Source organism: Pseudomonas taeanensis MS-3 (assembly GCF_000498575.2).
Lineage (GTDB): Bacteria > Pseudomonadota > Gammaproteobacteria > Pseudomonadales > Pseudomonadaceae > Aquipseudomonas > Aquipseudomonas taeanensis.
Genome location: NZ_AWSQ01000004.1, coordinates 721,747 through 746,555 on the forward strand (window position 1 = coordinate 721,747; position 24,809 = coordinate 746,555).

Below are 24,809 nucleotides of genomic sequence, written 5' to 3' on the forward strand. Positions count from 1 at the left end.
GAGGAACCGCAGTGTGCTGGTGCACATGAGGATTCCGAGCCCGGCGGCAACGCAGCCATGTGCGCCGACTGGGCGCACGAGACCGATCAGAAAGGCATTTTGAAGCCTGGGGGGAGCTGCATACCCGCAGTCATACCCGACATCTTGTCCTGGCTGTTCTGCTCGATCTTGCGCACTGCGTCATTCACCGCGGCCGCGATCAGGTCTTCGAGGATGTCCTTGTCCTCCTGCATCAGGCTGTCATCCAGGCTGACGCGCTTGACGTCGTGACGACCGGTCATCACCACGCTGACCAGACCGGCACCGGACTGACCGGTGACCTCGGCGTTCGCCAGTTCTTCCTGCATTTTCTGCATTTTTTCTTGCATCTGCTGAGCCTGCTTCATCAGGCCGGCCATGCCACCTTTCATCATGGTGCTAGTCCTCGGTAATCAGGGGTTAACTGCGGTTTCAATGGGTTCGATGCTGTCCGCACGCACGACGGCGGCAAACTGCTGAATCATCTGCTGCACCAACGGATCGTTATGAATCGACGCTTCGGCCTCGCGCTGACGATTGGCGCGTTTGCGCGCGGCCGCCTGCGCCGGCGTTTCCTGTTCAGGCTTGCACAACTCGACCTGCAGGCTCAACTCACGTCCATGGTACTGGTTTAACGCGTCATTCAACCGGCGTTGCTGGGTCGCATTGAACAGTGCACTGTGTCCTGGATCCAGATGCAACAACCAGCTATCACCTTCGACCGCAATCAAGCTGCAGTTGGCGCCGATGCTGCCGGTCATGCCGGACAGGCCGAGTTTGGGAAACAGCTCCAACCAGTCGGCAGCCAGACCGGTGGCCGCTTGCGCGGCGGGCAGCGGCTCCGGTTCAGCCGGGAGAGTCGGCTCTACTCCCGCGAAATCGTAGTCAAACGACTCGGCATCCATCTCCACATAATCGTAATCACCTAAAGGCGGCTCATCATCGCTATCGGCATCAACCAGCAACGCCTTGTCGATAGTCTCCGTAGCTGTAGCCTCGGTCTGCGATTGCACAGGCTCAGACACGGGCACTGGCTGAACGGGTGTTTCGCCAGGACTCTCGGCCGCAGGTGTATTTAGCTCGTCCTGAGTGCGCTGTTCTTCCCAAGGCAAATCAACCACAGCGACTGGGGGCGCGGGGATCGCAGCAGTCGTTTCAGCGGCCCCAGGTGCAGCAGCCTGTGCGGCAGGAGTTTCGCTACGCTCTAACTCTGCTGGAGCTGGCGCAGCGACCGTTTCGGGGACTGCAGACGTCAGCGCAGGGGCGGACTCCACCACTGCCTCAACCGCAGGTACAGGTGCAGGTGCGACAGAAACAGGTGCACGCTCAGACGCTGGAGCATCAGTGACCGGCACCGCCATAGTAGTGCCGGCCACTGGGTTGGTACGGGGATCAGCAGTGGCCTGGCTAATCCCTAGCGGCTTTAATGCCACCCTCGGCGCATCGTCCGTATCGGCGGGCCTGAACGCCAGCATGCGCAACAGCACCATTTCGAAACCGCTGCGCGGATCCGGTGCCAGCGGCAAATCGCGTCGCCCGATCAGGCCCATCTGGTAATAAAACTGCACATCTTCGGCCGGTAAGACCTGAGCCAAGGCCAGCACCCGTTCGCGATCGCCCTGCCCATTATCCACCGCATCCGGCAGCGCCTGGGCGATGGCCACGCGGTGCAGTACATTGAGAATTTCCGCCAGCACCCCGTTCCAATCCGGCCCCTGCTCGGCCAGATGCCGAACCGCATCGATCAGGCCGCGCGCATCGCCCTCCAGCAGAGCATGCAGCACGCCATACACTTGTCCATGGTCCAGGGTGCCGAGCATCGCGCGCACATCGGCAGCCAGCACCTTGCCTTCACCAAAGGCAATCGCCTGGTCGGCCAGGCTCATGGCATCACGCATCGAACCATCGGCCGCACGACCAAGCAGCCACAGGGCGTCTTCCTCGAAAGGAATGTTCTCTGCGCCCAGCACATGGATCAGGTGCTCGACCACGCGTTCAGGCGGCATATTCTTCAGGGAAAACTGCAAGCAGCGCGAGAGCACGGTCACCGGTAGTTTTTGCGGGTCGGTGGTGGCCAGCAAAAATTTAACGTGTGGTGGCGGCTCTTCCAGGGTCTTGAGTAGCGCGTTGAACGAGTGCGAAGACAGCATGTGCACTTCGTCGATCAAGTAGACCTTGAAGCGGCCGCGGCTGGGCGAGTACTGCACGTTATCCAGCAGCTCACGGGTGTCTTCCACCTTGGTGCGACTGGCGGCATCGACCTCGATCAGGTCGACGAAACGCCCTTCATCGATCTCCTTGCAGATCGAACATACGCCACAGGGGGTCGAGCTGATCCCGGCTTCGCAGTTCAGGCACTTGGCGATAATCCGCGCGATGGTGGTTTTGCCCACCCCCCGAGTACCGGTAAACAAGTAGGCGTGGTGCAGGCGCTGACTGTCCAGCGCGTTGATCAGGGCCTTGAGCACATGGGTCTGGCCGACCATTTCGCGGAACGAGCGCGGACGCCATTTACGTGCAAGAACCTGATAACTCATCGAAAACCGTCGCGAGAGGAAGCAAAAGTGGGCTAATCCTAGCGGAGCATCGGCCAAATTGCATCCGATGCGCAGCGCCGGCCATTATGATGCATCACACGACAAAAATTGCACTGGCTAAAATTTAATCAACAGGTTACTATCCGCCCCGTTCGTACCACGCTGTAAGTCAATCAGGCGTTCCCGCCTCCTCGATGGTTTCTTGGTAATGAGCGCTCCGACCCCGCCAAGCGATGTCGCACAGCACTCTCCCTGACCCACCCCGCTGACTGATCAGGCCGTCTCGCTCAAGCGCTGACTCAAGCCTGCCTCCGAAGTACCGACCCCGTTAAAGCACCGTCAAAACGGAACTTTCTCGTGCAGTCCCGCTCCGATCAGACACTTACCGTCGACAACAAAGTCGACCGTTTGGAGCTTTATTCAGCGCAATGACGCGCAAGCTGTTTTAGGAAACACCCAAAAAATGAATACTCAACACCAAATTCAGGATGCCATTCGCACCCTATCCAGCGCATTTGCGCCACTCGATTGCCGCATTCTGGCTGCCCGTAAAGGCAACTTCAGTTTCACCATCGTCAATCATGCCGGCATAGCCCAGCATACCCAGCGCCTGTACCCCGACCAGTACAGCCGCGAATCATTGCCGCTGGTAATCGAGCGTACTCGCCAATTACTGCTAGCCTGATCACCCAAAGCTCGGACAGGTAGACTGAACTCAAAAACAAGTTCATGGTCTACCTCTGTCAACCTCAGGATGGAGTACGGTCATGGACAGCACTAACCGCCAGCTAGCCGAGCAATTATTCGCCCCCTTACGCGTTTCTTTCGGTGCCCCCCGCCCAGATGGCAGCACCGTTCTATCCTTGCTTGACGAAGCCGATGCGGCCGCTTACAGCCGCGTACTCAGCAACGTCCAATTGCAGGATTCGCTAGCCTTTGCACAGTGCCTCGAAGAGATTCGCCAGGAACTCGCCGTACGCTCCGGCAACATTCCCACGGAGATGCGCAAAGCGCTGAAGGAACACGCCAGCGTGCTCAGCTATCACAACGCCTGATAGTGACGGATCAAAGCCTCGCCAAACAGCGGGGCTTTTTTCTGCGTCCAAATTGATAAGACACAGCAAAGCTCGGCATTGAGCGCTTCGAGAAACTCAAGTAGGGGTTACGCGAGCCAAGCCCGAATAGGCTTGAGAGATGGAGGCGGCCCTGCCAGCCACACCCCGGCACACAATGTCACCGCTGCGGCTGCTCCCTTCCAGGCCTGACCGGGTTCACGGCTGATCGTTGCGAGGGGACCGGCAGGACCACCATAACGCTGCCCGCCAGTGGCGAGCCGCGCCATTGTACCGGCTTGCTTTGAACTTACAACAGCCTCAAGCACTTAGCAGCGTAAAACGCTCCTGTCCTGATCAAATAGCGAGCGCCACGCGCTCCAACACACCGGCCAATCTCTCCCACACTCTCACGGCAACTCTCCTTCCCGTGACCCAGCCGGTCACGCTTTCTGGCCTGAAGGGCTTTGCCCGCCGTCGCAGTACCTGATCATCGCGCAGCGCTATAGTCACTGCGACTCCCCAACCGCCTTGCCTGTCCCGAAAACGTTAAATTCTGTGACACGACCAAGCCCTCGCATAATTTCGCGCTCGGCATCGCTTGCCTTACGCGACATCAACACATACGCTTATCCATATATTTAATCGAGACACCGCCATGCTCACGCCCGTTCGCCTGTTCAAAGCGCTTTCCGATGAAACTCGACTGCGTTGCCTGGCGCTCATTGACCAACAAGGCGAACGCTGCGTCTGCGAACTCACCAGCGCCCTGCAGCTGTCGCAACCGAAGATTTCACGTCACTTGGCGCAACTGCGCAGCGCTGGCATTTTGCTGGATCGTCGCCAGGGCCAGTGGGTGTATTACCAGATCAATCCTTACCTGCCTGAATGGGCCGGCACCATCCTGCGCGAAACCCTGACTGCCTGCGCGCGCGATCCGCGCTTTAACATTGATCCCGTATCAAGCGACGCCCAGGAAGATGCGCCCTGCTGTGCCTGACATATTTTTCGGAACCAATATATCTGCCTATCCGTATAAACGTATAAGGAGAGCCCATGAAACGCATGCATATCCATCTCGGCGTTACCCACCTCGAACAATCGGTGACCTTCTATTCCAGCCTGTTCAGCGCTGAGCCAAGCGTGTTACACGCTGACTATGCCAAGTGGATGCTGGACGATCCACGCGTCAACTTCGCCATCTCCACCCGATCGGGCAAGGTAGGTCTGGATCACCTCGGTATCCAGGCGGAAGACGCCCTTGAACTGGCGGACCTGGAAAGCCGGGCCAAGGCTGCCGGCGCACCGGTGATCGAGGAAAGCGGCGCGTGCTGCTACATGGAATCGGACAAATATTGGACCGTCGACCCGGCCGGCATTCCCTGGGAGCAGTTCCACTCACTGAACGCCATCCCTACCTTCAACCACAGCGAAGCCAGCGCTTCCGATAACGCCTGTTGCGCACCCAAGGTAGAAAAACCACGGGTGACCGCGAGTCGTAAGCAAACCAGTTGCACACCTGGCTCCGACTGCTGCTAAACCACTGCCCATCATCCGCACCTAAGTCAATGGGACTAGACATGCTCAATATCCTTGTTCTCTGTACCGGCAACTCCTGCCGCTCGATCATCGGCGAAGCGCTGATCAACCACCTGGGTGCCGACCGCCTGCATGCCTGGAGCGCAGGCAGCCAACCGACCGGCCAGGTCAATCCCGGCGCCCTGGCAATACTCCGCGAACACGGAGTGGCCAGCGAGGGCTATAGCAGCAAGTCCTGGGACAGCCTCGGCGACGTGACTTTCGATATGGTGATCACCGTGTGTGATAACGCCGCCGGTGAAGCCTGTCCACTATTCAGCGGCAAGGCATTGAAAGCCCACTGGGGCATTCCCGACCCGGCCCATGTGACAGGTAGCGAAGCGGACATCCATGCCGCTTTCGCCAAGGCGTACACGCAACTGGAGGCGCGGATTCAGCAGCTGCTGAACCTGCCTCTGGACGACATGGACGACGACAGTTTGCGAGCCGCCCTCAATCAGATCGGAGCCAACACCCCATGACCGCCGCCACCCTAACTCACAGCAGTCCACTGGGCTCGTTCGAGCGTTATCTGAGTCTCTGGGTCGGGCTGTGTATCGTCACCGGCGTGGCACTCGGCAGTGCACTGCCAGGCCTATTCGAAGCCCTGGCGGCCCTGCAACTGGCCAGCGTCAACTTGCCGGTCGCCCTGCTGATCTGGGTGATGATCTTTCCGATGATGGTGCAGATCGACTTCGCCTCGATCAAAGCGGTCAGCCGCGAGCCGAGAGGGCTGGTGATGACCCTGGTGATCAACTGGCTGATCAAGCCGTTCAGCATGGCCGCGCTCGGCGTATTGTTCTTCGAGTACCTGTTCGCGCCTTTCGTCGATCCACACAGCGCCCAGGAATATATCGCCGGGATGATTCTGCTGGGCGTCGCGCCCTGCACTGCCATGGTGTTTGTCTGGAGCCAGCTGACCAAGGGCGATGCAGCCTACACCTTGGTCCAAGTGTCGGTGAACGACCTGGTGATGGTATTCGCCTTCGCGCCCATCGCCGCCTTCCTGCTTGGTGTCACCGACATCAGCGTTCCCTGGGAAACCCTGTTGCTTTCCACCCTGCTGTATGTGGTGATGCCACTGCTCGCAGGGGTACTGGTGCGCCATATTCTGCTGAGTAAAAGCCAGAACAGCTACGACGGCTTCCTGCACAGAATCAAGCCATTCTCGATTCTTGGGCTGCTTGCTACCGTGGTGATCCTGTTCGCCTTCCAGGCTCAGACCATCCTCGCTCAGCCTTTGATCATCCTGCTGATCGCCATTCCACTCACCCTGCAAACCTACGGCATCTTCGCCATCGCCTTTATCTGGGCGCTGTATTGGAAACTGCCGCACCGCATTGCCGCACCGGCCTGTCTGATTGGCACATCGAACTTCTTCGAACTGGCGGTAGCTGTAGCGATTGCCCTGTTCGGCCTACACTCCGGGGCGGCGCTGGCTACCGTGGTCGGCGTTCTGGTGGAGGTACCGGTAATGCTCTCGCTCTGCGCGATCGCCAACCGCACGCGGCATATGTTTCCCACCTAGGGCCAGTGCATCTGAGTAATCAACACTGCTACTTAAACGGAATTTACCGAGGCAAGGCGAGTCACATACAGGTCTCAACAGCTCGACATTCACCTCGAGCAATGCCTTCGCCGCAAAATCGCAGTACCCTGCGCGGGGCTACTACTAGCGCCTTCCCCTCACTCAAGCAAGGAGCAACAAATATGGCCATGACCAAAGACCAGCTGATCAGCGACATCGCAGAAGCCATCGACACCCCGAAGGCCACTGTCCGCGCAGCGCTCGAACAACTCAGCGAGATTGTCAGCGACGCCCTGGAAAATGCCGAGGAAATCACCCTGCCGGGCATCGGCAAGCTGAAGATCAGTGAGCGCCCTGCCCGTACCGGCCGCAACCCGCAAACCGGCCAGGCAATCCAGATCGCAGCAAAGAAAGTGGTCAAGTACGTTCCAGCCAAAGCCCTGACCGACGCGATCAACTGAGACCAGATTTCGCGCAGGCCCCCTCAGCCTGCGCTGTTGCTTATCGTCTGGATACTCGCAGCCGTCAGGGAGCAGCGACCGCAGTCACTTCTACTTCTGGGACTGAGGCAACGGCATCAACAGCAGCCTGGCTGGCGCCTAGCTGACGAATCCGCCTGATTTGCTGAATACGATTCAAGTTCTCCCAGGCCACGGCGTAGTGTGCTGGCGACTGTTCAATCGCGCTGCGAAAGAACTGCTCTGCCACATCCAGCTTGCCCTCTACCAGGCATATGTAGCCAACATCGTTGCTGGCATGCGCGCGATTCTCGATCTGTTCGAAGGCGGAAAGCGCCTCTTCGTAGCGCTCCATCCGCGTTAGCAGCAACCCATAGTTGCGCCACAACGGCTGATAGGAAGCGTCATAGCCTATACCGCGCTGGTAGGTGCGCTCGGCTTCAGACCATTGCCCTGCCAGGTAGTAGGAATAACCCAAGCTGTTCTGCACCAGGCCCGAGCGTGGCTCAATCAGCATGGCCAAACGGTAATAGGCCTCGGACAGAGGAAAGTCATTGCGTAAATCCGCAAGCACGCCGAGTCCGTTATAAACCTTCAATGGTGACTGGCTGTCTACTTTGAGTTCAGAAACCCCAGGCAAGCTCTCAGATTTGCCATTACCAAGACGCCGCTGATCCAGTGATAGTGCTTTGACCAGCAGCTCCTGCGCGCCCTCATGGTTGCGCTTGGCCAAGTGCAACAGCCCCATCTCTGCCAAGGCCTCAATATTTTCCGGTTCATTCTTCAGTACATCGCTAAAGGCCATCTCGGCCAGCGGGATATTACCCCTCTCGCGATGGATGCGACCCACCCAAACCAGTGCGGCATAGCGTTTCGGATCCAACTCGATGGCACGCAGGTACTGGAACAAAGACTGATCCAGATCGCCAGCCTGGTAAGCCATCGCGGCTATTTGCATAGCTTGATCAGGAGAGCTGGCCTGCTTTTGCACCTGGTAGAGCAACGAGTTATTGCCAGAGTAAATCGAGCGCCCCGTACTCGCCTGCTCCGGCCCCATGGTCTGACATCCTGACAACACGGCCATCATGGCCAACAGCAGACTGATCCTGTTCATGTCATAGCTTCCCGAACGCTTTGAGTACCCCAATAATTGCGGGACCGATGGCCACCAGGAAAAAGCTCGGCCACAGGCACAAGACTAGTGGGAATATCAGCTTGGTGCCGATTTTCGCCGCTGTCTCCTCGGCAAGCTGGGTACGCCGATCACGAAACTCCTCGGCATAGATACGCAGGGTATCGGCAACGCTGGTACCGAAGCGGATACTCTGCGCCAGCAGGCTGACCAAGCCGCGTATATCCTCCAACCCAGTACGCTCAGCCAAATGTTTGAGGGCCTCGGTACTGGGAATGCCTGCGCGGACTTCCGCATTGACCAGAGCCAGCTCCAGGGCCAATTCCGGCTGGCTGACCGCCATCTCATCGGCCACCCGCTCGATAGCCTGGGGCAAAGCCAGGCCCGACTCTACGCAAACCACCATCAGGTCCAGGGCATCGGGAAAGGCAACCAGCAACCGCGTCATCCGGGCCTGCTTACGCTTGTCGACATAGATTGCCGGCGCCAGCCAACCCACGCCAACTGCCGCAGCCACCAGCGCGATACCCATGCTCAGGGACAACTTCGGGATAAACGGCAGTGCCAGCAGAGTGAGACCCAGCAGTATCAGCGGCGCCAGCAAGCGTACCGCCCAGTAAGTCTGCACCGCCCCGGACGAACGATAACCGGCGTGCGTCAGCAGGATACGAGTGGTCGAAGCCTTCTCCTGCTCAGCGGAGGTAAAGCGCTGGCCCACCTGCTCCAACATCAGTTGCAGGTTGCTTGGCGCATCCTGCCCATAGTTGCCGCCAGCATGGCCACGCTTGATCAGACTAAGCCTGCGCTGCACCGGGTCTCGTACTCCCAACACCAGCAATGCCAGGGTCACCACGGCCAGCACCACACTCAGACCGATTGCCCCAACGAACAACAGGCGGGCCAATTCTTCGTTGCCTACTGCACGATTGAGCAGACTTAGCAGATAGTCCATGACTAGTACCTCCTCTAGGACTGCCGGCGCTTAACAACCGGTGAAATGCACTCACCAGGCTGGCCGACGCTCGCTACCTTTCTCAGCAGCTTGTCACACCTGAATCCGGATGATTTTACGTATCCAGAGAATGCCGATCAGCATGGCCACAAAAGCCCCCATAACCAGTTTTTGCCCCAAGGGCTCATTGATCAGCATGGGCAAATAGGCTGGAGTAGAGAGCACGATCGCCGCCGCCAACACAAAAGGCACCGACACCAGTATCCAGCCCGACATGCGTCCTTCGGCCGAGAGCGTCTTGACCTTGCGCTGAAAGCGGAAACGCCCACGAATCAGGCTGCTCAAGCGCTCCAACACTTCGGTCAGATTGCCACCAGACTCGCGGTGAATCAGCACCGAGGTAACCAGCATCATCACGGTCATGCTCGGCATGCGCTCCAGGAGGCCGAGCATGGCCCGGCGCACATCGTTGCCGTAGTTGATATCGGCGAAGGTCAGGCCGAACTCATGGGCCACCGGGCCCTTATGCTCCTCTGCCACCAGCTGCAAGGTCTCGTTGAACGGGTGTCCGGCACGTAGCGCGCGGCACATGGCATCCAGGGCATCCGGCAGTCCCTCCTCGAACTGAGCGAAGCGCTTGCCGCGGTCGCTGGCAATCTTCAACAGTGGCAACCAGAACACGGCTAAGGCCACAGGCAGCGCCAGCCACCAGAGTTGCGTGAACAGCCAAAGCGCAATACCGGCAGCTACCGCCAAAATCAGCCCCAGCAGCAGCACCCGGTAGGCGCGGTAGTCATGCCCCGCCTGCTCGATCATCTGCGCCATAGTCTCCATGGCCGGTAACTGCTCCAACCTCGCCTCCAGCGGCGACAAGCGCCTGAGGTACTTCTGGCGCAACACGGTCTGCATATTCGGCAGATTACTGGCCCGCTCCAGCACATGCAGGCGGCTGCGGATGCGCTTGCGCACCTTGCCTGCCTCGCCGAATACCGGCACTACCAGTCCCTGGCTGAGAAGAAACACCGCAACGAAGACCATGCCAAGAAAGGCCAGGATGAACTCTGAGGGAATCTGATTCATGACTGGCCCTCCATCCATTCCGGGCGGAACAGGTTGAGTGGCAACTCGATGCCGCGCTTGGCTATCACGTCGCGGAAGGCCGGCACCATACCCGTCGGACGGAACTCGCCGAGCACCTCGCCATGCTCGCCCATGCCCTGACGGACGAAAGAGAAGATCTCGGTCATGGTGATGATCTCACCCTCCATGCCGTTGATTTCCTGCACGCTGATCAGGCGCCGCTTGCCATCCTCCTGCCGCTCCAGCTGGATCACCACATCGATAGCCGATGCGATCTGCTGACGCATGGCTTTGATCGGGAAGGTCGCCCCGGTCATCGACACCATGTTCTCGATTCGCCCCAGGGCATCGCGCGCCGTATTGGCATGAATGGTGGTCAGCGAACCGTCGTGGCCGGTATTCATCGCTGTCAGCATGTCCAGCGCCTCGGCGCCACGCACCTCGCCGATGACGATACGGTCCGGGCGCATGCGCAGGCTGTTGCGCACCAGCTCGCGCTGGCTCACCTCGCCGCGACCCTCAATGTTTGGCGGTCGGGTTTCCAGGCGTACCACATGCGGTTGCTGCAGCTGCAGCTCGGCCGAGTCCTCGATGGTGACGATGCGTTCGTTATGCGGAATGAAACTGGACAGCACGTTGAGCATGGTGGTCTTGCCGCTGCCGGTACCACCGGAGATCAACACATTCAAACGCCCACGGACGATAGCCTTGAGCACCAGGGCGATGGCTGGCGTCAGGGTGCCCATCTGCACCAGGCTTTCGGTATTCAACAGATCCACCGCGAATCGCCGGATCGACATGCTGGGCCCATCGATGGCCAGGGGCGGAATGATCGCATTGACCCGCGAACCGTCCTTCAATCGCGCATCCACCAGAGGCGAGGACTCATCGATACGCCGCCCCAGGCTGGAGACGATGCGATCGATGATGTTCAGCAGATGCTGATCGTCGCGAAAACGCACATCGGTTCGCTGTAATTTGCCGTGCCGCTCGACATACACCGAGGCGTGCCCATTGACCAGGATGTCCGATACGCTGTGATCGGCCAGCAGCGGCTCCAGCGGCCCGAGGCCGAGCACTTCGTCGGTGATCTGCTTGATGATCAGTTGCCGGCTGCTGGCACTCACCGGTGCCGAATGTTCGTCCAGCAGGCGCTGGCAGATCTCGCGGATCTGCCGCCCCGCCTCGGCAGGCTCCAGAGAGTCCAGTAGCGACAGATCCATGACCTTGAGCAGTTGCTGGTAGATCTTCTCCCGCCACTCGGTCTCCACCGGATTGAGATGGGTTCGGGTCTCGTAGAGTATGTCCGCCGCACTGGCCTCCCAGGCCATGGGCACACTGGCAGAATCCTCGCCCTTGGCTTGAGCGTCCAGCAGGTCTGCAGGCTTAGTCTTAACGGGTTGCTGACGCAGACGATTACGAAATTCGCTGAGCATGATCTATCCCCCGAACAATCGGCCAAAGGTACGTTTCAACAAACCCTTCGTGGCAGCCTCGGTGCCGAGCAACTCCTGACACAGCTCACGCATGGCAAGGGTTACCGGGGCCCGTGGCGCATGTAATTCCAGCGGCACCCCGGTGTTCTGGCTTTCACTGACCACCGCATAGTCGTTGGGCAGTTTCTGCAATCCCGCACCGCGCAACGCCTCGGTAATATCCCGGAGGCTGACCGGTGCGGACTTGTTGTAACGATTGACCACCACTTGCAGGCGGTTGCCCTGCACCCCCAGGTCATCGCGCAGGATGCGCACCAGACGGGTGGCGTCTTTCAGATGGCTGAGGCTCTGCTGCAACAGAATGTAAACCCGGTCGGCCTGCTCCAAGGTAGTACCGGTGAGATGGTCGATCTGCCGCGGCAAATCCACCACCACAAAGTCATAGGTACTGCGCGCCAAGCGCAACAGAGCCTCTAACTGCTCCAGGCGCACGTCCTGCGACAGGCACAGCTCATTGGAGCGTCCACCCAGCACATGCAGGGTCGGACTGAAGTGGCTGCAAAAACCTCGCAATGCCACACTGTCCAACTCGTCGATTTGCTGCAGCACGTCCAGATGACTGTGCGACGGATGCACATCGAGGTAGTGAGCCACACTGCCGAACTGCAGATCCAGGTCGAGCAACAGGGTACTGCCGCCCTGGCTACTGAGTTGCTGAGCCAGATTACAGGCCAGCAAGGTAGCACCGGAGCCGCCCTTGGCGTTCATCACGGCGATCAGTTTGCCACTACTACCGCTACTGCCACGGACGTCCATCAGCATTCGTCCCAGCGCCGCCAGCAGCTCCTCCGCCACCACCGGCTCGGGCAGAAAATCACGGGCTCCAGCCTGCATCGCCAAGCGCATGCCTTCGCGCTCATCCAGCGGGCCACACACCAACAGTGGCGGGCGCTCATGCGCTGGACGCAGTAACAGGGCCGCCAGTTCCTCGCGCCACAGGTGGCTGACGCGCAGCAACAAAAAGTCGGGCATCTGCTCCAGCCCGTACAACGGATCGGTGTGCCCATTGCTCACCAGACGGGTAGTCACCTGCAGTCCGGGCAGGCGCTGACTGCTGGCTTGCAGACGGTGCAGTGCCTCTGGGTCGCGACTGCTGATCAACAAGCGAAAAGCCTGCATCCCAGGTGTCCTGGATACTGTGGGAGTTTCCCTGAGATTTAACATTCCGTATCTCCTTCGACACTCCGCCCCAGGCTTTCGCGGGGCATGATCGATGTAAATACCGGTAAGGTGATTGCTTGGCCGAGCCCTGGGATAAGTAGATCAAAGGCAAAGTTGCGCACCTGCAGTTGAACGTAGCGTATGGCGCGGAAACCATTGGCGCCGGTCAGGTCTCCAGGGTTGCTCACCACTGCACCGTTCTGGTCCAGATAAGTCAGGCTCAGGTCAGCAGGATCCAAATTCGCGATCAAGCTGCTCGCGCCACTGTTATCGGCCGCATTGAAGATTGCCCGCTGCAATATTCGTGGCTGGTTTATGTCACACACCGCCGCCAGTCGTGCGCCACGACGCACGACTTCATTCAGTGCGTTGGCCGTGAAGTACAGACGCCCCATCTCCAGCACGCCGAACAGCAGGGTGAACAGCAACAGGCCGATGACGGCGAACTCCACGACATACACTCCCTGCATGCGCTTGCGGTTCATTACAGCGCCCTCATGACAGTGGTGGCGACCAGCGGGAAGTCCAGCGCGGTCTGACCACCGATAAAGGCTGGAATGCCGCTGCCAAACAATGGCCTGAACCTGTAACTGATGTTGACCTGAACATGATCCACGCCGACTGCGGAGACCTGTACATCTGCAGTCGTCAGGCCCGATACCAGCGGCTGGCTACCCGGCTGCGCAGTTGGCACGCCGTACACGGCCAGGTTCTTGGTTTCCGTCTGCAAAGCGGCGCTCAGCTCGACTCGGCCAAGGGTACGATTCCAGGCCTTGCCAGCCACATAGCGAACTGCGTCACGATTGGCCTGCAGCAGGCTGTTGTACTGGAACAGCATGCGGCCGAACTCGCCGATGGCGAACAGCAGCAGGAGCAACAACGGCAAGGCGATAGCGAACTCCACCATGGCCACGCCCCGCTCGAACCTGGGCTGTTTTAATGCGCGACGCTGCATGACAACCCTCCTACGAGTCGCTGCTCGGTACTCCGACACCGCTGCCGATATAGGTCTTGTACAGTTGGATGATCTGCGGCCCCGCATCCGCCGCAGGGTTGGGGCCGGGCACATTGTCCCCTTCACACTCTTTGACGAACTGACCGAAGATCTGCGCTTGCTGACCCTGCTGCGCAGCCGTCTGCAGGATGAAGAAACAACCGAAGCCCAGCACCGGTAAAGTGTTATTGCCATTGGTATGGCCATCACACTGGCCCACTACAATCTTCAGCATGCGCCGCTCGAAGACCCCATTGGGCTCACAACCACCTGGGCAATTGGCGACGCTCTGCTTCCAGTCGTTGTAGTCGAGCAGCGCCGCGGTGGCAGTGGAAAGATTGCCCATATTGGAAGTCACCGGCTGGCCCTGGTATTCAACCCGCGGCGGCGAGGTGTTGGCGTTATAGGTCATTTTCGGTGTGCTGAAACTGATCACCAGATCCGGCGGATAGTCCCCGGAGTTGACCGGCCCGGAGTACTGACCGAAGCGCGTATTGAGCCCCTGGACCACCGGCCCCACTGTATTACCCGGCTCGGTCTCCACGGTGCTACCCGGGCTATTGCATTGTTCGATACCACCGGCCAGGGCGTTGCGAATATCCGCAGCCCCGTTGTTGCCCGGCAGGCGGATCAACTGGAAGTTGCCGGGACCTATGGCCGAGGTATTGCCGGCGGCGATTTTCAGCACCTCCAAATCGCCGAATTGGTAACCCCAGAACATGCCGTTCGCCGGGTCGTACTGGGTGGAATTGCCACAGACCAGCAAGGGCGCGACATTACAGGGAGCTGTCGGGCTGGGCCCCGCTGTGGCTATGGCGGCTACGGCCTTGGCGGGGTTGCCGCCGCCTATTGCCTGCAAGATTCCCCAGAAAAAACCGGCCAAGGGGTAATCGGGCACAGATACGCGTACATAGCTGGCATCGGCCGGCCCGGGAAAGGAAAAAGGTCCATAGACGCTATTGGCCAATTCCACCACCGCGAAGCCGCCAGCATTACCTCCGATAGCCACCGCCAGCTCACTGTTGCCATTGGCGTTGGCATTTTGCGTCAGCGTATTCAATGCGGCATCTCGCGCCAGGCTTGAGGCATTGCCGGTGCCCTGCACCTGGTTGAGGGTCTTGGCGCCACTCAACGCCGCCGCATCCACCGCATTCTGCAACCGCGTCTTGTTCACCAGCATATGCCCACCATCCAGGGCCAGGGCAGCCATGGCCAGAATAGCCAGCAAGGCCACCACTACCAGCACGATCACCGCCCCCCGCTGGCGTTTCGGCTGTGCGGTGAACGGCCTCTGCATACGGGGCTTCATCATCGAGTCCTCAGTTGTTGATATTGATCTGGATCGGTTGCCCCACCTGCCGTGCATCGCCGGTCACACCGCGGTAACCATCCATGACCTTCTCGGTCAAAGGGCCATCTGTGCCGGCGGGAGAAAGCTCAGTGCCAGGATTGGCCGCCAGCGACTTGTCGGCTATTTGCTGGTAGTGGGTGTCATAAACGCTATAACCCAGGCTGCCGACCCGACCTTCCTCATAGGTCATGCAGCCGGGCAATGCGGACACCAGCAGACAAAGGGAAATCATGGTTTTCATGGTCGTTGCCTCCACCTTGTTGCGACTAGTTGAGATCATGGCCAAAACTACCTTCACTCACGCCGAGGCTGACGGGAACCTGCCGGCCAAGTTGACGACCTTTGGTCTTACCGAGCAGGTAGAAGTCCATGTCACTGGGTTCGACAAAGTTATCGGTGGGCAGGCGTACGCTCCTGGCGTCCACTGGCTTGGCCAGGTGCGGAGTGACCAGAATCACCAGTTCTGTTTCACCGTTAATGAACTCCTGACTGCGAAACAGATGACCGATCACCGGTACGTCGCCCAAACCTGGGAAGCGGCTGACGAAATCACGAGTGTTTTCACTGATCAAACCGGCAATGGCGATGGTCTGGCCGTTACCCAACTCGACCGTGGACTGAGCGCTGCGCTTGGTCAGCGCGGGCACCAGTAAAGAAGCTCCTGCGGCGGCCTGCGTATCCACCACCAAGCTATTGGCTGCCACCAACTCGCTGACCGATACATTCAAGTTAAGGTTGATGCGCCCGGAGTCGAGTACCACCGGGAGAAACTTCACGCCCACACCAAATTCCTTGAACTCGATGGTGATGCCATCGTCGTCAGATACCGGAATAGGGAACTCACCACCGGAAATGAACTCGGCCTGCTGCCCGGTCAGGGTGGTCAGAGTCGGCTCGGCCAGCACCTTGGCCGAGCCGTTCTCCTTGGCTGCCTCCAGCACCGCATCCAAGAGGAAGCTCGCAGAGGTGAACTGAGCCAGAAAGCCCTTGTCCGCACTCAGCAAGCCATCAACCAGTGAGGCGCTGTTATTGAAGCCGCCCAGGCTCCAGTTCCCAGAATCACCAATCGCAAGAAAACGCACCCCGAGGCGCTTGACCAGGCTGCGCTGCATCTCCGCTACTTTGACCTCAAGCATCACCTGCTGACTGCCGCCGACGCTGAGCAGGTTGATCACCTCCAGCGACTGGGTCGGCGCCGCAGCGGCCGCCTCGCCCTCACCCTGCACCACGCTGGCAGTCTGTGCGGTGTAGGTCTTGGCCAGCTTGACCGCGGTGTCCATGGCCGCGGCGCTGCTGACCTGGCCGCGTAGCACCAAGGCCCCTTGGGCGCTGAACACCTCGATCGGCTCATTGGGCAACAGTTGGTGCAGCTTGCTCTTCAGCCCGCCGAGGTCATGCACCACCTCGAGATCGAGGCTGTCGATCAGGCGATTGCGGCTATCCCAGAGCAGCACATTGGTGCTGCCCAGGGAGCGGCCGAGCAGGTACAGCTGGGTCGGGCTGGTGACCAGGATGTCGGCGATCTCCGGGTTGCCCACGGAGACCTTCTTCACCGGCGCGCGGGTGCTGAGCACCCGCGACTTGTAGATTGGCACCTGGACAGTACTGACATTGGCTGCCGGCATCGCAGCGACCCCAGATTGCGTTTCGGCCGCCTGCAGCACAGCTGGCAGCATCGACCAACTGCCCAGCAACAGCACTGCCACAGCGGCAACTTTCCGAATGCTTTGCATACTCTTCTCCTTGTGCGACAGGGCGTTTGCCTGACCAGCCGTCACCTGGGAATCCAGCTAACGGCTGGTCGAACCTAGATCTGTACCTTGGCCACCTTCACCTCGGTGCCCCTAATGATGGTGACGCCGCCGCCACCGCTACCGATGCGGCGGCGAACCACCTGCTTCACTGGCTCAGCGACTGGTGCTGGTTGCTCGACCACGGCCAGTTGCTCGGCCGGCTTTTTCTGGTTATCCAAGGGGTTGCGCAGGGCCAGTTGCAGCTTGCCTTCGCTCATGGCGTTGACCAGCACTTCAGCTTCTTCGGGGGTCATTTCCAGGGTCACCGCGCGCACCACCACCGGCTGGGTCTTGTCGGTGCTGGCGGTCTGGTCGACGGCCAGTACCCGCAGATCTTCGAGGATGGTCTTCGACTCGGATTCGTTGTTATTACCCACCCGCTTGGTGGCCAGTACATCGACCCGGTTGCCCGGCAACAGGAAGCCACCGACGCCGACCACATCGTCCACCCGTACCGTGATCGCGCGCTTGTCCGCCGCGATCAGTGAAGCCAGAGTGCTGCCGCCAAGGTGCTCGGCCAAACGTGCACCGCGAACGATGTCGCCACGCAGCATGGAGAAGGTGGCAATCTTGCCCACCACCTGGTCAGCAGCCTCGAACGAGTCGTCCGGCACCGTGTCCTTGGGCATACGCACCACGGTAACCTGCTGAGCCTCGACCATCTGCCCGAACGGAATTTCCAGCGTGGCGACCACCACATTCTGCAAATTGTCATCCGGGCTGGCATTCAATCGCGCGCTGAGCCAGTTGTTGGCCATCCAGGCGGCGCCCAGACCCAGGGTCAGGGAAAGGGCAATCAGGGTAAGAGTACGAGCGCTCATGTCGGTATCTCCTTAGCCAAGAAAGTCGAGCTGGACGAAGTAGTTGTGCCAGGCCCACTCCAGCTCGCTGGGCGACAGTGGCCCGGAGCCATCCAGGTAGCGCTGGCGATCAAGCGCCATGCCAAGCAAGTCCCGTGGATGGCAAGGCACCAGCGGCATACCCTCGGTTTCATACAAGCCTTGCAGTACGTAGCGCAGTAGCACCGGGTCATAGACGATGCCCAAGCGCTCGCACTCCTGGCGCCAGATGCACCCGTACTCATCGGGCTTGAGGTAATCGAAGTGCAGCTTGTAGCCGATGCGCCGCAGAAAGGCCTCATCGGCCAACTCCAGCGGGTTGAGGTTGGTGGAGAACACCAGGATCAGGTCGAATGGCAGCTCGCAATGGCGACCACCGCCGAGGTTGAGGAAGTCACGTTTCTCCTCCATCGGCACTATCCAGCGATTGAGCAGCTCGGCCGGCGCCATGCGCTGGCGGCCCATGTCGTCGATGATAAACAGGCCATTGCTGGCCTTGAGCTGCAACGGCGCCTGGTACAGGCGGGTGAAGGGGTCGTAGCGGATGTCCAGCTGCTCCATGCTCAACTCACCGCCGGTGATGACTATCGGCCGCTTACAGCAGAGTAATCGCCGATCGATACCCTCGTTGAGTAGCAGCTTGTTCTCCTGCCCGTCCTGGTCGAGGCGTTGGTGGGTCTGCGGGTCATAGATCTCGATCACCGCCTCATTGATGGCGATGGCATGCGGCACCCAGATGGCCTCGGCGAACAGACGGATCAGTCGGCTGCTGATATAAGTCTTGCCGGTGCCCGCCGGGCCGTAAATCATCATGGCGCGCCCTGAGTTCAGGGCCACGCCCAACTGATCGAGCATGCCCTTGGTCAGCACCACGCCACTGAAGGCCGCCCCCATGTCGCGAGCGGTGATACGCCCGTGGTGAATGGTCTGCACCTTGAGCAGCGAGCGGTAGGCACTCACCGGATAGGGCGCGGCGCCGATATAGCCGCTACGCGCCAGGGCATCGCGAGCGGCGCTGCGGCCGCGTTCGGTCAGGCCGTAGCGCAGCGCCTGGCCACCGCCCTGACCAAGCACCTCTACGCGACCATCCTTACGCAGAAATACGAGAATCTCTTCGACCACCGTGCCGGCCAGCGCCAGGCGCTCGACCAGCCGCGGCAAATCCAGCACCCCGGCGTCATGCAGATGTTTGCATAGCAGATCGCCGAGGAAGTTATCGGCCAAACCGGTATCGCGAATGCTGCGCGGCTGCGGCGCCAGGCGTTGCACCGCTTCTCTTTCGCTGGGGAAGGCATCGCTGTCGCTTATTGCATACATAACGAACCTCCCGGCTATTGGATGAAGTGCAACCAGTAGCCACTGGCCAGAGTGCCAAGCAGAATCGCGACCGAATAGGGGAAAGGCTTGCCCGCGACTTCATCCGTCGCTGGGGCAAAGTAGGCGCGTGCCCTTAACATCAGCCAATACCGAGAAAAGGTCATCGACAACTGGCCGCGAACCAGCACGATCAGGAAACCGCACAGCCCACCGGCAATCAGGCTGAAGAGAGCAGCCCAGAGCGCACCTTGTGGGGTCAGAAAGGCGCCGACCATGGCCATTAACTTGACATCGCCGGCCGCCATGCCGCCCAGTGCATACATCGGCAGGAATAGACCGAAACCGATCAACAGCCCCAGCGTGCCATCGCTTAGCCCGGGAAGACCGGTAGCTTGCATATGGCTGGTCAACCCCAACGCTAACCCAATCAGAACCAGCAGGTTGGGGATGCGGTGGCGGCGAAGATCGCTCACCACCACTATGCCCAGCAGCCCTAGCAGCACAACAGCGTTAAACATTTGCTCCCCGGACATCGCTGCATCCCCCTGCAAGGAAAAACCAAATTATGTGCAGGTACCACCACCACCACCGCCAATACAAGCAGAAAGCCTGAGGAGTGCATCTTTAACAGCAGTGCCCAACGTAGTGAACGCACCAACAACTGCAAGGCTGATGAGCCCACCCGCCACCGCATACTCCACGATAGTCAGGCCATCCTCGTCCTCGACAAACTTCATCACCGAAGTTTTGATATCTGCAAAAGTCATTTCGCCCACCTCACTCGAATGATTATTCCAAGAGCCCGGCAGCGCTTGTTGCCTGCCTACTTGCACCCTAGTTAGCGATAAAAATAGGCGTTAGGAGTTTTTTGCGGATCGTTAGGACTTTTTTGCCGGACTCTATCCGCGCGGCCAGTGCACCATCGGTGAGGCCTGTGGCAAGCGAGACAGAGAGCAGCAGTACGAATAGCGAGCCAACAGCAGACGACCAGCGGCTCGTCGCTACTAATCGACATGAACCCCTCCGAGGCTGGGCTTGCGGCTGCTTATAGCGATTCACGTCCGGCCAGCAGGCCACCTTCAGCAGGATTTGACCTTTACAGAGGTGGCATTGTGACTTTACTTGTCAGCTAGGGGCGGGGCATAAAAACAGAGGGGCGCAAAGTTCAGCGATGACGTCTATATCGGCCAGCAAGCCATTGCTGTTGTGGCTCGATTTGACCCATGACCGATCAACCGAGGAGTTGATCGCGCAGTTTCGCTCATCCTGCAACTGCCGGCTGGTTCAGGACTCGGAACTTACCAACGGCGACTGGGGCCAGCAGCCGGACATGATCTGCATGCACTTCGATAGGCCCGACCTGCTGGGCCTTAACTGGCTGCTGGAGGTCAAGCGCAGCTTCCCCTCGATTCCTCTTACCATGTTCACAGTGCAACACTCCGAAGAGCTGGCGGTCTGGGCCATGCGCTCGCGAGTCTGGGAATATATGGTGCTGCCTCTCTCGGGGGCCGAGCAGAGCCGTTATATGAAATCTCTGGAGCAACTCTGCCAACTGCGCCGCACCGCCAACGGACAGAGCCAGAAGCCACTAATCGAACACTTCCCGGCTCTGCCGGACAGCATTCGACATACTGCAGACCATCAAAAACACCAGGCGCTGGAAAAGGCTCTGCTGTACATCGACCAGCATTTTCGCGAAAGCATCGACCAGAAGGCTCTGGCACAGCGCTGCGGCATGACGCCGTTCCGCTTCAGTCGCCTGTTCAAGGAGGTGAACGGTACTGGCTTTATGGACTACATTCTCAGCAAACGCATGGAATGCGCCAAGGACATGCTCGACAACAGTCAGATGCCCATCACCAGCATCGGCTACGAGGTCGGCTTCAAGGACCCCTCCTATTTCGCCCGCGCCTTCAAACAGTGCGTCGGCTGCACCCCCAGTGAATACCGCCAGACATCTGGCCCCACAGCGGCATCTGATACTGTCGAGCCAACAATGGATGATGCACTGGTCGAGGTCGTCGAGAGCTTGGCGGCAGGTTGATCGGCTGACTCGCTAGTGATGAGCTTGACTACATCAGCGGCCCGTAGGAGGGGCCTTGGCCGCGATGGCGGCCGAGAGTCGTGCAAACGCATCGCGACTAAGATCCCTCCCACCCAGGGTGATTACCTACTGAATCAGGCCACCACGCCATAAGCAGCCAACTCGGCCAGGAAGGCCTCCTCGTCCAGCACCTTGAGCCCCAGCTCGCTGGCCTTGGCCAGTTTCGAGCCCGCGCCTGGTCCCGCCACCACGCAGGTGGTCTTGGCCGATACCGAGCCGGCCACCTTGGCGCCCAAGCTTTCCAGCTTGTCCTTGGCCAGGTCGCGACTCATCACTTCCAGCGCGCCGGTCAGCACCCAGGTCTGGCCGGCCAACGGCAAGCCGGCAACGACCCTCTTCTCGCTTTGCCAATGCATACCGAACTCGCGCAGTTGGGCTTCGATGGCCCGGGCACGCTGGATATTCGCCTCTACAGCAAAGAACTCGCGCAGCGACTGCTTGGCCTTCTCGCTCAGGCCCTTGGTGACGCTCAGCTCCAGCCAGTCCTGGCTGAGAGCAATTACCCCATCCAGGCTAGCGGCCTTCTCGGCCAGGTTCTTCGCACCGGTGGCAGCGATACCGGAGATGTTCAACTTGTCGATGAAACCCGCCAGGGTGGCGCAGGCTGCGAATTCGGGGCTGAGCTCCCCCTCCTCCTGCAGTTCCAGGCCACGGGCCAGCAGGTCATGAATCACTTGTTGGTTATGCGCATCATCGAAGAAGTTGCGGATCTCGTAGGCCACTTCAAGACCGACATCCGGCAGGTAGGTCAATACGTCGGGCAGTGCCTGCTGGATGCGCTGCAACGAACCGAGGGCACGGGCCAGCAGCTTGGCGGTCTCCTCGCCGACATCGGGAATACCCAGCGCGTAGATGAAGCGAGCCAGGCTCGGCTGGCGGCTATCGGCGATAGCCGCCAGCAGGTTGTTGGCCGACAGCTCGGCAAAGCCTTCCAGACCGACAAGCTGCTCGAACTTGAGGGTGTACAGGTCCGCAGGTGAACGTACCAGGCCTTCGTCGACCAGTTGCTCGACGCTCTTTTCGCCTAGGCCCTCAATGTCCATGGCGCGGCGCGACACATAGTGGATGATCGCCTGCTTGAGCTGGGCCGCGCAGGCCAGGCGGCCGACACAACGGTAGATCGAACCTTCACTGACCGACTCCTTGCCCTTGCTGCGCTTGATCAACTGGGTGCGCTCGACCCGCGAGCCACACACCGGGCAGCTTTCCGGGATATGCACCGGACGCGCATCCGCCGGACGGCGCTCGGCCACCACTTGCACCACTTGCGGAATTACATCGCCGGCACGGCGGATGATCACCGTATCGCCGATCATCACGCCCAGACGCATGACTTCGTCCATGTTGTGCAGAGTTGCGTTGGACACCGTGACCCCGGCCACTCTCACCGGCTGCAAACGCGCCACCGGCGTCACTGCGCCGGTACGCCCGACCTGGAACTCGACGTCCAGCAGCTCGGTCAGCTCCTCCATCGCCGGGAACTTATGGGCAATCGCCCAGCGCGGCTCGCGCGCGCGAAAGCCCAGCTCGCGCTGGTAGGCCAGGTTATTGACCTTGAACACCACACCGTCGATTTCATAAGGCAGGGCGTCGCGCTTCGCGCCGATGGCCCGGTAGTAGGCCAGGCATTCTTCGGCGCCCTTGGCCAGCTGCAGCTCACGACTGATCGGTAGCCCCCAGCCTTTCAGGGCCGTCAGGATGCCGATATGGTTATCCGGCAGCTCACCCTGCACCTGGCCGATGCCATAGGCACACAATTCCAGCGGGCGGCTGGCGGTGATCCGCGAGTCCAGCTGCCGCAAGCTGCCGGCCGCGGCGTTGCGCGGGTTGGCGAAGGTCTTGCCGCCGCTTTCCAGCTGGCGGGCGTTCAACGCGGCGAAACCGGCCCTGGACATAAATACCTCGCCACGCACTTCCAGCACGCTTGGCCAGCCGCTACCGTGCAGTTTGAGAGGAATATTGCGGATGGTGCGCACGTTGACGCTGATGTCTTCGCCTGTGCTGCCATCGCCACGGGTGGCGCCGCGCACCAGCAGACCATTCTCGTACAGCAGGCTGACCGCCAGGCCGTCGAGTTTAGGCTCACAGCTGTATTCGACTTCGGCGCCGCCTCCGAACAGGTCGCCGACCGGCAGATCCAGGCCTTCGCGTACCCGACGATCGAAATCCCGCAGATCGTCTTCTTCGAAGGCGTTGCCGAGGCTGAGCATCGGCACTTCGTGCTTGACCTCGCCGAAGGCCGACAGTGCCAGGCTTCCGACCCGCTGAGTCGGCGAGTCTGGCGTGATCAACTGCGGATACTCGGCCTCCAGAGCTTTCAACTGGTGGAACAGACGATCATATTCCGCATCCGGAATGCTCGGCTCATCCAGCACGTGATAGCGATAATTGTGCTCATCCAGCTCGGCGCGTAGCTGTGCAACGCGCTCGGCGGCAATCTGCGGGGTTGTAGCGGCGTCGGTCATCTTGCTTATCTCTCAAACGAGAAAGAGCAGCCTGAGCTGCTCTTTCTATTAAAACGGCGGCGCTTAACGCTTGTTGGTCAACTGCCGGCGCTCAAACTCGACAATACGCTGGCGATAGTGCTCGATGGTTTGCGCGGTCATCACGCTGCGCTGATCATCCTTGAGCTCACCATTCAGCTCATGGGCCAACTTGCGCGCGGCGGCGACCATCACGTCGAACGCCTGCTTGGGATGACGCGGCCCTGGCAAACCAAGGAAGAAACTCACCGCACGGGTGCTGAAACCATCGATGTCGTCCAGGTCGAAGGTGCCCGGCTTCAACGCGTTAGCCATGGAGAACAGCACTTCACCGTTGCCAGCCATGCTTTCGTGGCGATGGAAGATGTCCATCTCGCCGAAACGCAGACCGCTCTCGAGGATGTTCTGCAACAACGCCGGCCCCTTGAAACCGTCTCCTTCGCGGGCGATCACGTTGATCACCAGGACTTCCTCAACCGGTGGCAACTCTTTGCCAGCGTCTTTGGCAGCGCTGCTGTGCGTGCCTGACGCCTCGTCATCGACCGGGTTGAGCAAGGTCGGTACCGGCTCATCCAGATCCAGGTTCAAATCACCCTGTTCTGGCTCACCAACGCGACTACGATTCAGCTCGCGGGCGCTCATGGAGGGCAGATTTTCATCGTCCAGCGAGGGTTCCTTATGCCGACCGACCACGCGCGCCGGACTCAACAGGTTGGGATCGCTGTCATCATCCGGTAAGTCGGCCACACTGCGGTCGAGTTTGAACTTCAACTTACCCTTGCCACCACGCATACGTCGCCAGCCATCGAACAAGATGCCAGCAATCACAATGATGCCGATGACGATCAGCCACTCGCGTAGACCGAATTCCATGAAATACCCTGACCCCTAAATGAAAATTGATATAAAAAAGAGCATCCAGCCCATGCCTCGGTA

General features: G+C 59.8%; 26 protein-coding genes and 1 other RNA gene. 8 read left to right on the plus strand and 19 right to left on the minus strand.

Going from position 1 to position 24,809, the window contains the following annotated elements:
- Nucleotides 1-86: 86 nt before the first annotated feature.
- On the minus strand, nt 87-413 hold the full coding sequence (locus TMS3_RS16845) for a YbaB/EbfC family nucleoid-associated protein (RefSeq protein ID WP_025166455.1): 327 nt from the start codon (nt 411-413) through the stop codon (nt 87-89).
- An 18-nt stretch (nt 414-431) separates the two neighbouring features.
- On the minus strand, nt 432-2,555 hold the full coding sequence (dnaX, locus tag TMS3_RS16850; protein ID WP_025166456.1) for a DNA polymerase III subunit gamma/tau: 2,124 nt from the start codon (nt 2,553-2,555) through the stop codon (nt 432-434).
- A 463-nt stretch (nt 2,556-3,018) separates the two neighbouring features.
- On the opposite strand from dnaX, the gene TMS3_RS16855 reads away from it, so the two are divergent.
- Nucleotides 3,019-3,240 carry a hypothetical protein gene (locus TMS3_RS16855; RefSeq protein WP_025166457.1) on the plus strand — a complete coding sequence of 74 codons (222 nt, stop codon included), beginning with the start codon at nt 3,019-3,021 and terminating at the stop codon, nt 3,238-3,240.
- Nucleotides 3,241-3,322: 82 nt separating this feature from the next.
- Entirely contained in the window at nt 3,323-3,610 is a 288-nt protein-coding gene (locus TMS3_RS16860; protein WP_025166458.1) for a DUF3509 domain-containing protein, read from the plus strand.
- 149 nt (nt 3,611-3,759) lie between these two features.
- Here TMS3_RS16860 and ffs read toward each other — a convergent pair.
- Nucleotides 3,760-3,856: signal recognition particle sRNA small type (gene ffs, locus TMS3_RS24710), an RNA gene on the minus strand.
- Between the two features lie 409 nt (nt 3,857-4,265).
- On the opposite strand from ffs, the gene TMS3_RS16865 reads away from it, so the two are divergent.
- The 5 genes from TMS3_RS16865 to TMS3_RS16885 all read left to right on the plus strand — a co-directional run bounded on the left by TMS3_RS16865 (nt 4,266) and on the right by TMS3_RS16885 (nt 7,174).
- On the plus strand, nt 4,266-4,607 hold the full coding sequence (locus tag TMS3_RS16865) for a metalloregulator ArsR/SmtB family transcription factor (RefSeq protein ID WP_025166459.1): 342 nt from the start codon (nt 4,266-4,268) through the stop codon (nt 4,605-4,607).
- A 56-nt stretch (nt 4,608-4,663) separates the two neighbouring features.
- Entirely contained in the window at nt 4,664-5,146 is a 483-nt protein-coding gene (locus TMS3_RS16870) for a VOC family protein (RefSeq protein ID WP_025166460.1), read from the plus strand.
- A gap of 41 nt (nt 5,147-5,187) precedes the next feature.
- Nucleotides 5,188-5,667, plus strand: a complete 480-nt coding sequence (locus TMS3_RS16875; protein ID WP_025166461.1) for an arsenate reductase ArsC — start codon at nt 5,188-5,190, stop codon at nt 5,665-5,667.
- Nucleotides 5,664-6,713, plus strand: a complete 1,050-nt coding sequence (gene arsB / locus TMS3_RS16880) for an ACR3 family arsenite efflux transporter (protein ID WP_200929691.1) — start codon at nt 5,664-5,666, stop codon at nt 6,711-6,713. The genes TMS3_RS16875 and arsB overlap by 4 nt, the downstream gene beginning before the upstream one ends.
- A gap of 182 nt (nt 6,714-6,895) precedes the next feature.
- Nucleotides 6,896-7,174 (plus strand): HU family DNA-binding protein, encoded by a 279-nt coding sequence (locus TMS3_RS16885; RefSeq protein WP_025166463.1) that lies wholly within the window; start codon nt 6,896-6,898, stop codon nt 7,172-7,174.
- 64 nt (nt 7,175-7,238) lie between these two features.
- Here TMS3_RS16885 and TMS3_RS16890 read toward each other — a convergent pair whose 3' ends face one another.
- The 14 genes from TMS3_RS16890 to TMS3_RS16955 form a co-directional block, all read right to left on the minus strand.
- Nucleotides 7,239-8,228: a tetratricopeptide repeat protein gene (locus TMS3_RS16890; protein ID WP_235576652.1), complete on the minus strand. Its 990-nt coding sequence runs from the start codon at nt 8,226-8,228 to the stop codon at nt 7,239-7,241.
- Nucleotides 8,229-8,286: 58 nt separating this feature from the next.
- Nucleotides 8,287-9,255 (minus strand): type II secretion system F family protein, encoded by a 969-nt coding sequence (locus tag TMS3_RS16895; RefSeq protein ID WP_025166465.1) that lies wholly within the window; start codon nt 9,253-9,255, stop codon nt 8,287-8,289.
- A 93-nt stretch (nt 9,256-9,348) separates the two neighbouring features.
- Entirely contained in the window at nt 9,349-10,335 is a 987-nt protein-coding gene (locus tag TMS3_RS16900; RefSeq protein ID WP_025166466.1) for a type II secretion system F family protein, read from the minus strand.
- Nucleotides 10,332-11,771 (minus strand): CpaF family protein, encoded by a 1,440-nt coding sequence (locus tag TMS3_RS16905; RefSeq protein WP_025166467.1) that lies wholly within the window; start codon nt 11,769-11,771, stop codon nt 10,332-10,334. The genes TMS3_RS16900 and TMS3_RS16905 overlap by 4 nt, the downstream gene beginning before the upstream one ends.
- Before the next feature lie 3 nt (nt 11,772-11,774).
- Nucleotides 11,775-12,995 carry an AAA family ATPase gene (locus TMS3_RS16910; RefSeq protein WP_025166468.1) on the minus strand — a complete coding sequence of 407 codons (1,221 nt, stop codon included), beginning with the start codon at nt 12,993-12,995 and terminating at the stop codon, nt 11,775-11,777.
- On the minus strand, nt 12,989-13,477 hold the full coding sequence (locus TMS3_RS16915) for a TadE/TadG family type IV pilus assembly protein (RefSeq protein ID WP_025166469.1): 489 nt from the start codon (nt 13,475-13,477) through the stop codon (nt 12,989-12,991). The genes TMS3_RS16910 and TMS3_RS16915 overlap by 7 nt, the downstream gene beginning before the upstream one ends.
- Nucleotides 13,477-13,947, minus strand: coding sequence for a TadE/TadG family type IV pilus assembly protein (locus TMS3_RS16920; protein WP_025166470.1), 471 nt, complete (start codon nt 13,945-13,947; stop codon nt 13,477-13,479). Before TMS3_RS16920 ends, TMS3_RS16915 begins: the two co-directional genes overlap by 1 nt.
- Before the next feature lie 10 nt (nt 13,948-13,957).
- On the minus strand, nt 13,958-15,298 hold the full coding sequence (locus TMS3_RS16925) for a pilus assembly protein TadG-related protein (RefSeq protein ID WP_025166471.1): 1,341 nt from the start codon (nt 15,296-15,298) through the stop codon (nt 13,958-13,960).
- 7 nt (nt 15,299-15,305) lie between these two features.
- Entirely contained in the window at nt 15,306-15,578 is a 273-nt protein-coding gene (locus TMS3_RS16930; RefSeq protein ID WP_025166472.1) for a hypothetical protein, read from the minus strand.
- Between the two features lie 25 nt (nt 15,579-15,603).
- The gene (locus tag TMS3_RS16935; protein ID WP_043301907.1) at nt 15,604-17,070 is read right to left on the minus strand and encodes a type II and III secretion system protein family protein; all 1,467 of its coding nucleotides are present in this window, start codon (nt 17,068-17,070) and stop codon (nt 15,604-15,606) included.
- A gap of 74 nt (nt 17,071-17,144) precedes the next feature.
- Nucleotides 17,145-17,951, minus strand: a complete 807-nt coding sequence (cpaB, locus tag TMS3_RS16940) for a Flp pilus assembly protein CpaB (protein ID WP_025166474.1) — start codon at nt 17,949-17,951, stop codon at nt 17,145-17,147.
- Between the two features lie 12 nt (nt 17,952-17,963).
- Nucleotides 17,964-19,286 (minus strand): hypothetical protein, encoded by a 1,323-nt coding sequence (locus TMS3_RS16945; protein ID WP_025166475.1) that lies wholly within the window; start codon nt 19,284-19,286, stop codon nt 17,964-17,966.
- 14 nt (nt 19,287-19,300) lie between these two features.
- Nucleotides 19,301-19,819, minus strand: coding sequence for an A24 family peptidase (locus tag TMS3_RS16950; protein ID WP_025166476.1), 519 nt, complete (start codon nt 19,817-19,819; stop codon nt 19,301-19,303).
- 30 nt (nt 19,820-19,849) lie between these two features.
- On the minus strand, nt 19,850-20,053 hold the full coding sequence (locus tag TMS3_RS16955) for a Flp family type IVb pilin (protein WP_025166477.1): 204 nt from the start codon (nt 20,051-20,053) through the stop codon (nt 19,850-19,852).
- Between the two features lie 404 nt (nt 20,054-20,457).
- Between TMS3_RS16955 and TMS3_RS16960 the strand changes: the two genes are divergently transcribed.
- Complete coding sequence (locus TMS3_RS16960; RefSeq protein WP_025166478.1) at nt 20,458-21,330, plus strand: AraC family transcriptional regulator; 873 nt, start codon at nt 20,458-20,460, stop codon at nt 21,328-21,330.
- A gap of 134 nt (nt 21,331-21,464) precedes the next feature.
- Here TMS3_RS16960 and ligA read toward each other — a convergent pair whose 3' ends face one another.
- Complete coding sequence (gene ligA, locus TMS3_RS16965) at nt 21,465-23,855, minus strand: NAD-dependent DNA ligase LigA (RefSeq protein WP_025166479.1); 2,391 nt, start codon at nt 23,853-23,855, stop codon at nt 21,465-21,467.
- A gap of 63 nt (nt 23,856-23,918) precedes the next feature.
- The gene (gene zipA, locus TMS3_RS16970; protein WP_025166480.1) at nt 23,919-24,746 is read right to left on the minus strand and encodes a cell division protein ZipA; all 828 of its coding nucleotides are present in this window, start codon (nt 24,744-24,746) and stop codon (nt 23,919-23,921) included.
- Nucleotides 24,747-24,809 lie beyond the last annotated feature (63 nt).

Bases quoted from the DNA above. Each gene is read 5' to 3' on its own strand.
- TMS3_RS16845 (WP_025166455.1), bottom strand. From the start codon at position 413: ATGATGAAAGGTGGCATGGCCGGCCTGATGAAGCAGGCTCAGCAGATG.
- dnaX (WP_025166456.1), bottom strand. From the start codon at position 2,555: ATGAGTTATCAGGTTCTTGCACGTAAATGGCGTCCGCGCTCGTTCCGC.
- TMS3_RS16855 (WP_025166457.1), top strand. From the start codon at position 3,019: ATGAATACTCAACACCAAATTCAGGATGCCATTCGCACCCTATCCAGC.
- TMS3_RS16860 (WP_025166458.1), top strand. From the start codon at position 3,323: ATGGACAGCACTAACCGCCAGCTAGCCGAGCAATTATTCGCCCCCTTA.
- TMS3_RS16865 (WP_025166459.1), top strand. From the start codon at position 4,266: ATGCTCACGCCCGTTCGCCTGTTCAAAGCGCTTTCCGATGAAACTCGA.
- TMS3_RS16870 (WP_025166460.1), top strand. From the start codon at position 4,664: ATGAAACGCATGCATATCCATCTCGGCGTTACCCACCTCGAACAATCG.
- TMS3_RS16875 (WP_025166461.1), top strand. From the start codon at position 5,188: ATGCTCAATATCCTTGTTCTCTGTACCGGCAACTCCTGCCGCTCGATC.
- arsB (WP_200929691.1), top strand. From the start codon at position 5,664: ATGACCGCCGCCACCCTAACTCACAGCAGTCCACTGGGCTCGTTCGAG.
- TMS3_RS16885 (WP_025166463.1), top strand. From the start codon at position 6,896: ATGGCCATGACCAAAGACCAGCTGATCAGCGACATCGCAGAAGCCATC.
- TMS3_RS16890 (WP_235576652.1), bottom strand. From the start codon at position 8,228: ATGGGGCCGGAGCAGGCGAGTACGGGGCGCTCGATTTACTCTGGCAAT.
- TMS3_RS16895 (WP_025166465.1), bottom strand. From the start codon at position 9,255: ATGGACTATCTGCTAAGTCTGCTCAATCGTGCAGTAGGCAACGAAGAA.
- TMS3_RS16900 (WP_025166466.1), bottom strand. From the start codon at position 10,335: ATGAATCAGATTCCCTCAGAGTTCATCCTGGCCTTTCTTGGCATGGTC.
- TMS3_RS16905 (WP_025166467.1), bottom strand. From the start codon at position 11,771: ATGCTCAGCGAATTTCGTAATCGTCTGCGTCAGCAACCCGTTAAGACT.
- TMS3_RS16910 (WP_025166468.1), bottom strand. From the start codon at position 12,995: ATGTTAAATCTCAGGGAAACTCCCACAGTATCCAGGACACCTGGGATG.
- TMS3_RS16915 (WP_025166469.1), bottom strand. From the start codon at position 13,477: ATGAACCGCAAGCGCATGCAGGGAGTGTATGTCGTGGAGTTCGCCGTC.
- TMS3_RS16920 (WP_025166470.1), bottom strand. From the start codon at position 13,947: ATGCAGCGTCGCGCATTAAAACAGCCCAGGTTCGAGCGGGGCGTGGCC.
- TMS3_RS16925 (WP_025166471.1), bottom strand. From the start codon at position 15,298: ATGATGAAGCCCCGTATGCAGAGGCCGTTCACCGCACAGCCGAAACGC.
- TMS3_RS16930 (WP_025166472.1), bottom strand. From the start codon at position 15,578: ATGAAAACCATGATTTCCCTTTGTCTGCTGGTGTCCGCATTGCCCGGC.
- TMS3_RS16935 (WP_043301907.1), bottom strand. From the start codon at position 17,070: ATGCAAAGCATTCGGAAAGTTGCCGCTGTGGCAGTGCTGTTGCTGGGC.
- cpaB (WP_025166474.1), bottom strand. From the start codon at position 17,951: ATGAGCGCTCGTACTCTTACCCTGATTGCCCTTTCCCTGACCCTGGGT.
- TMS3_RS16945 (WP_025166475.1), bottom strand. From the start codon at position 19,286: ATGTATGCAATAAGCGACAGCGATGCCTTCCCCAGCGAAAGAGAAGCG.
- TMS3_RS16950 (WP_025166476.1), bottom strand. From the start codon at position 19,819: ATGTCCGGGGAGCAAATGTTTAACGCTGTTGTGCTGCTAGGGCTGCTG.
- TMS3_RS16955 (WP_025166477.1), bottom strand. From the start codon at position 20,053: ATGACTTTTGCAGATATCAAAACTTCGGTGATGAAGTTTGTCGAGGAC.
- TMS3_RS16960 (WP_025166478.1), top strand. From the start codon at position 20,458: ATGACGTCTATATCGGCCAGCAAGCCATTGCTGTTGTGGCTCGATTTG.
- ligA (WP_025166479.1), bottom strand. From the start codon at position 23,855: ATGACCGACGCCGCTACAACCCCGCAGATTGCCGCCGAGCGCGTTGCA.
- zipA (WP_025166480.1), bottom strand. From the start codon at position 24,746: ATGGAATTCGGTCTACGCGAGTGGCTGATCGTCATCGGCATCATTGTG.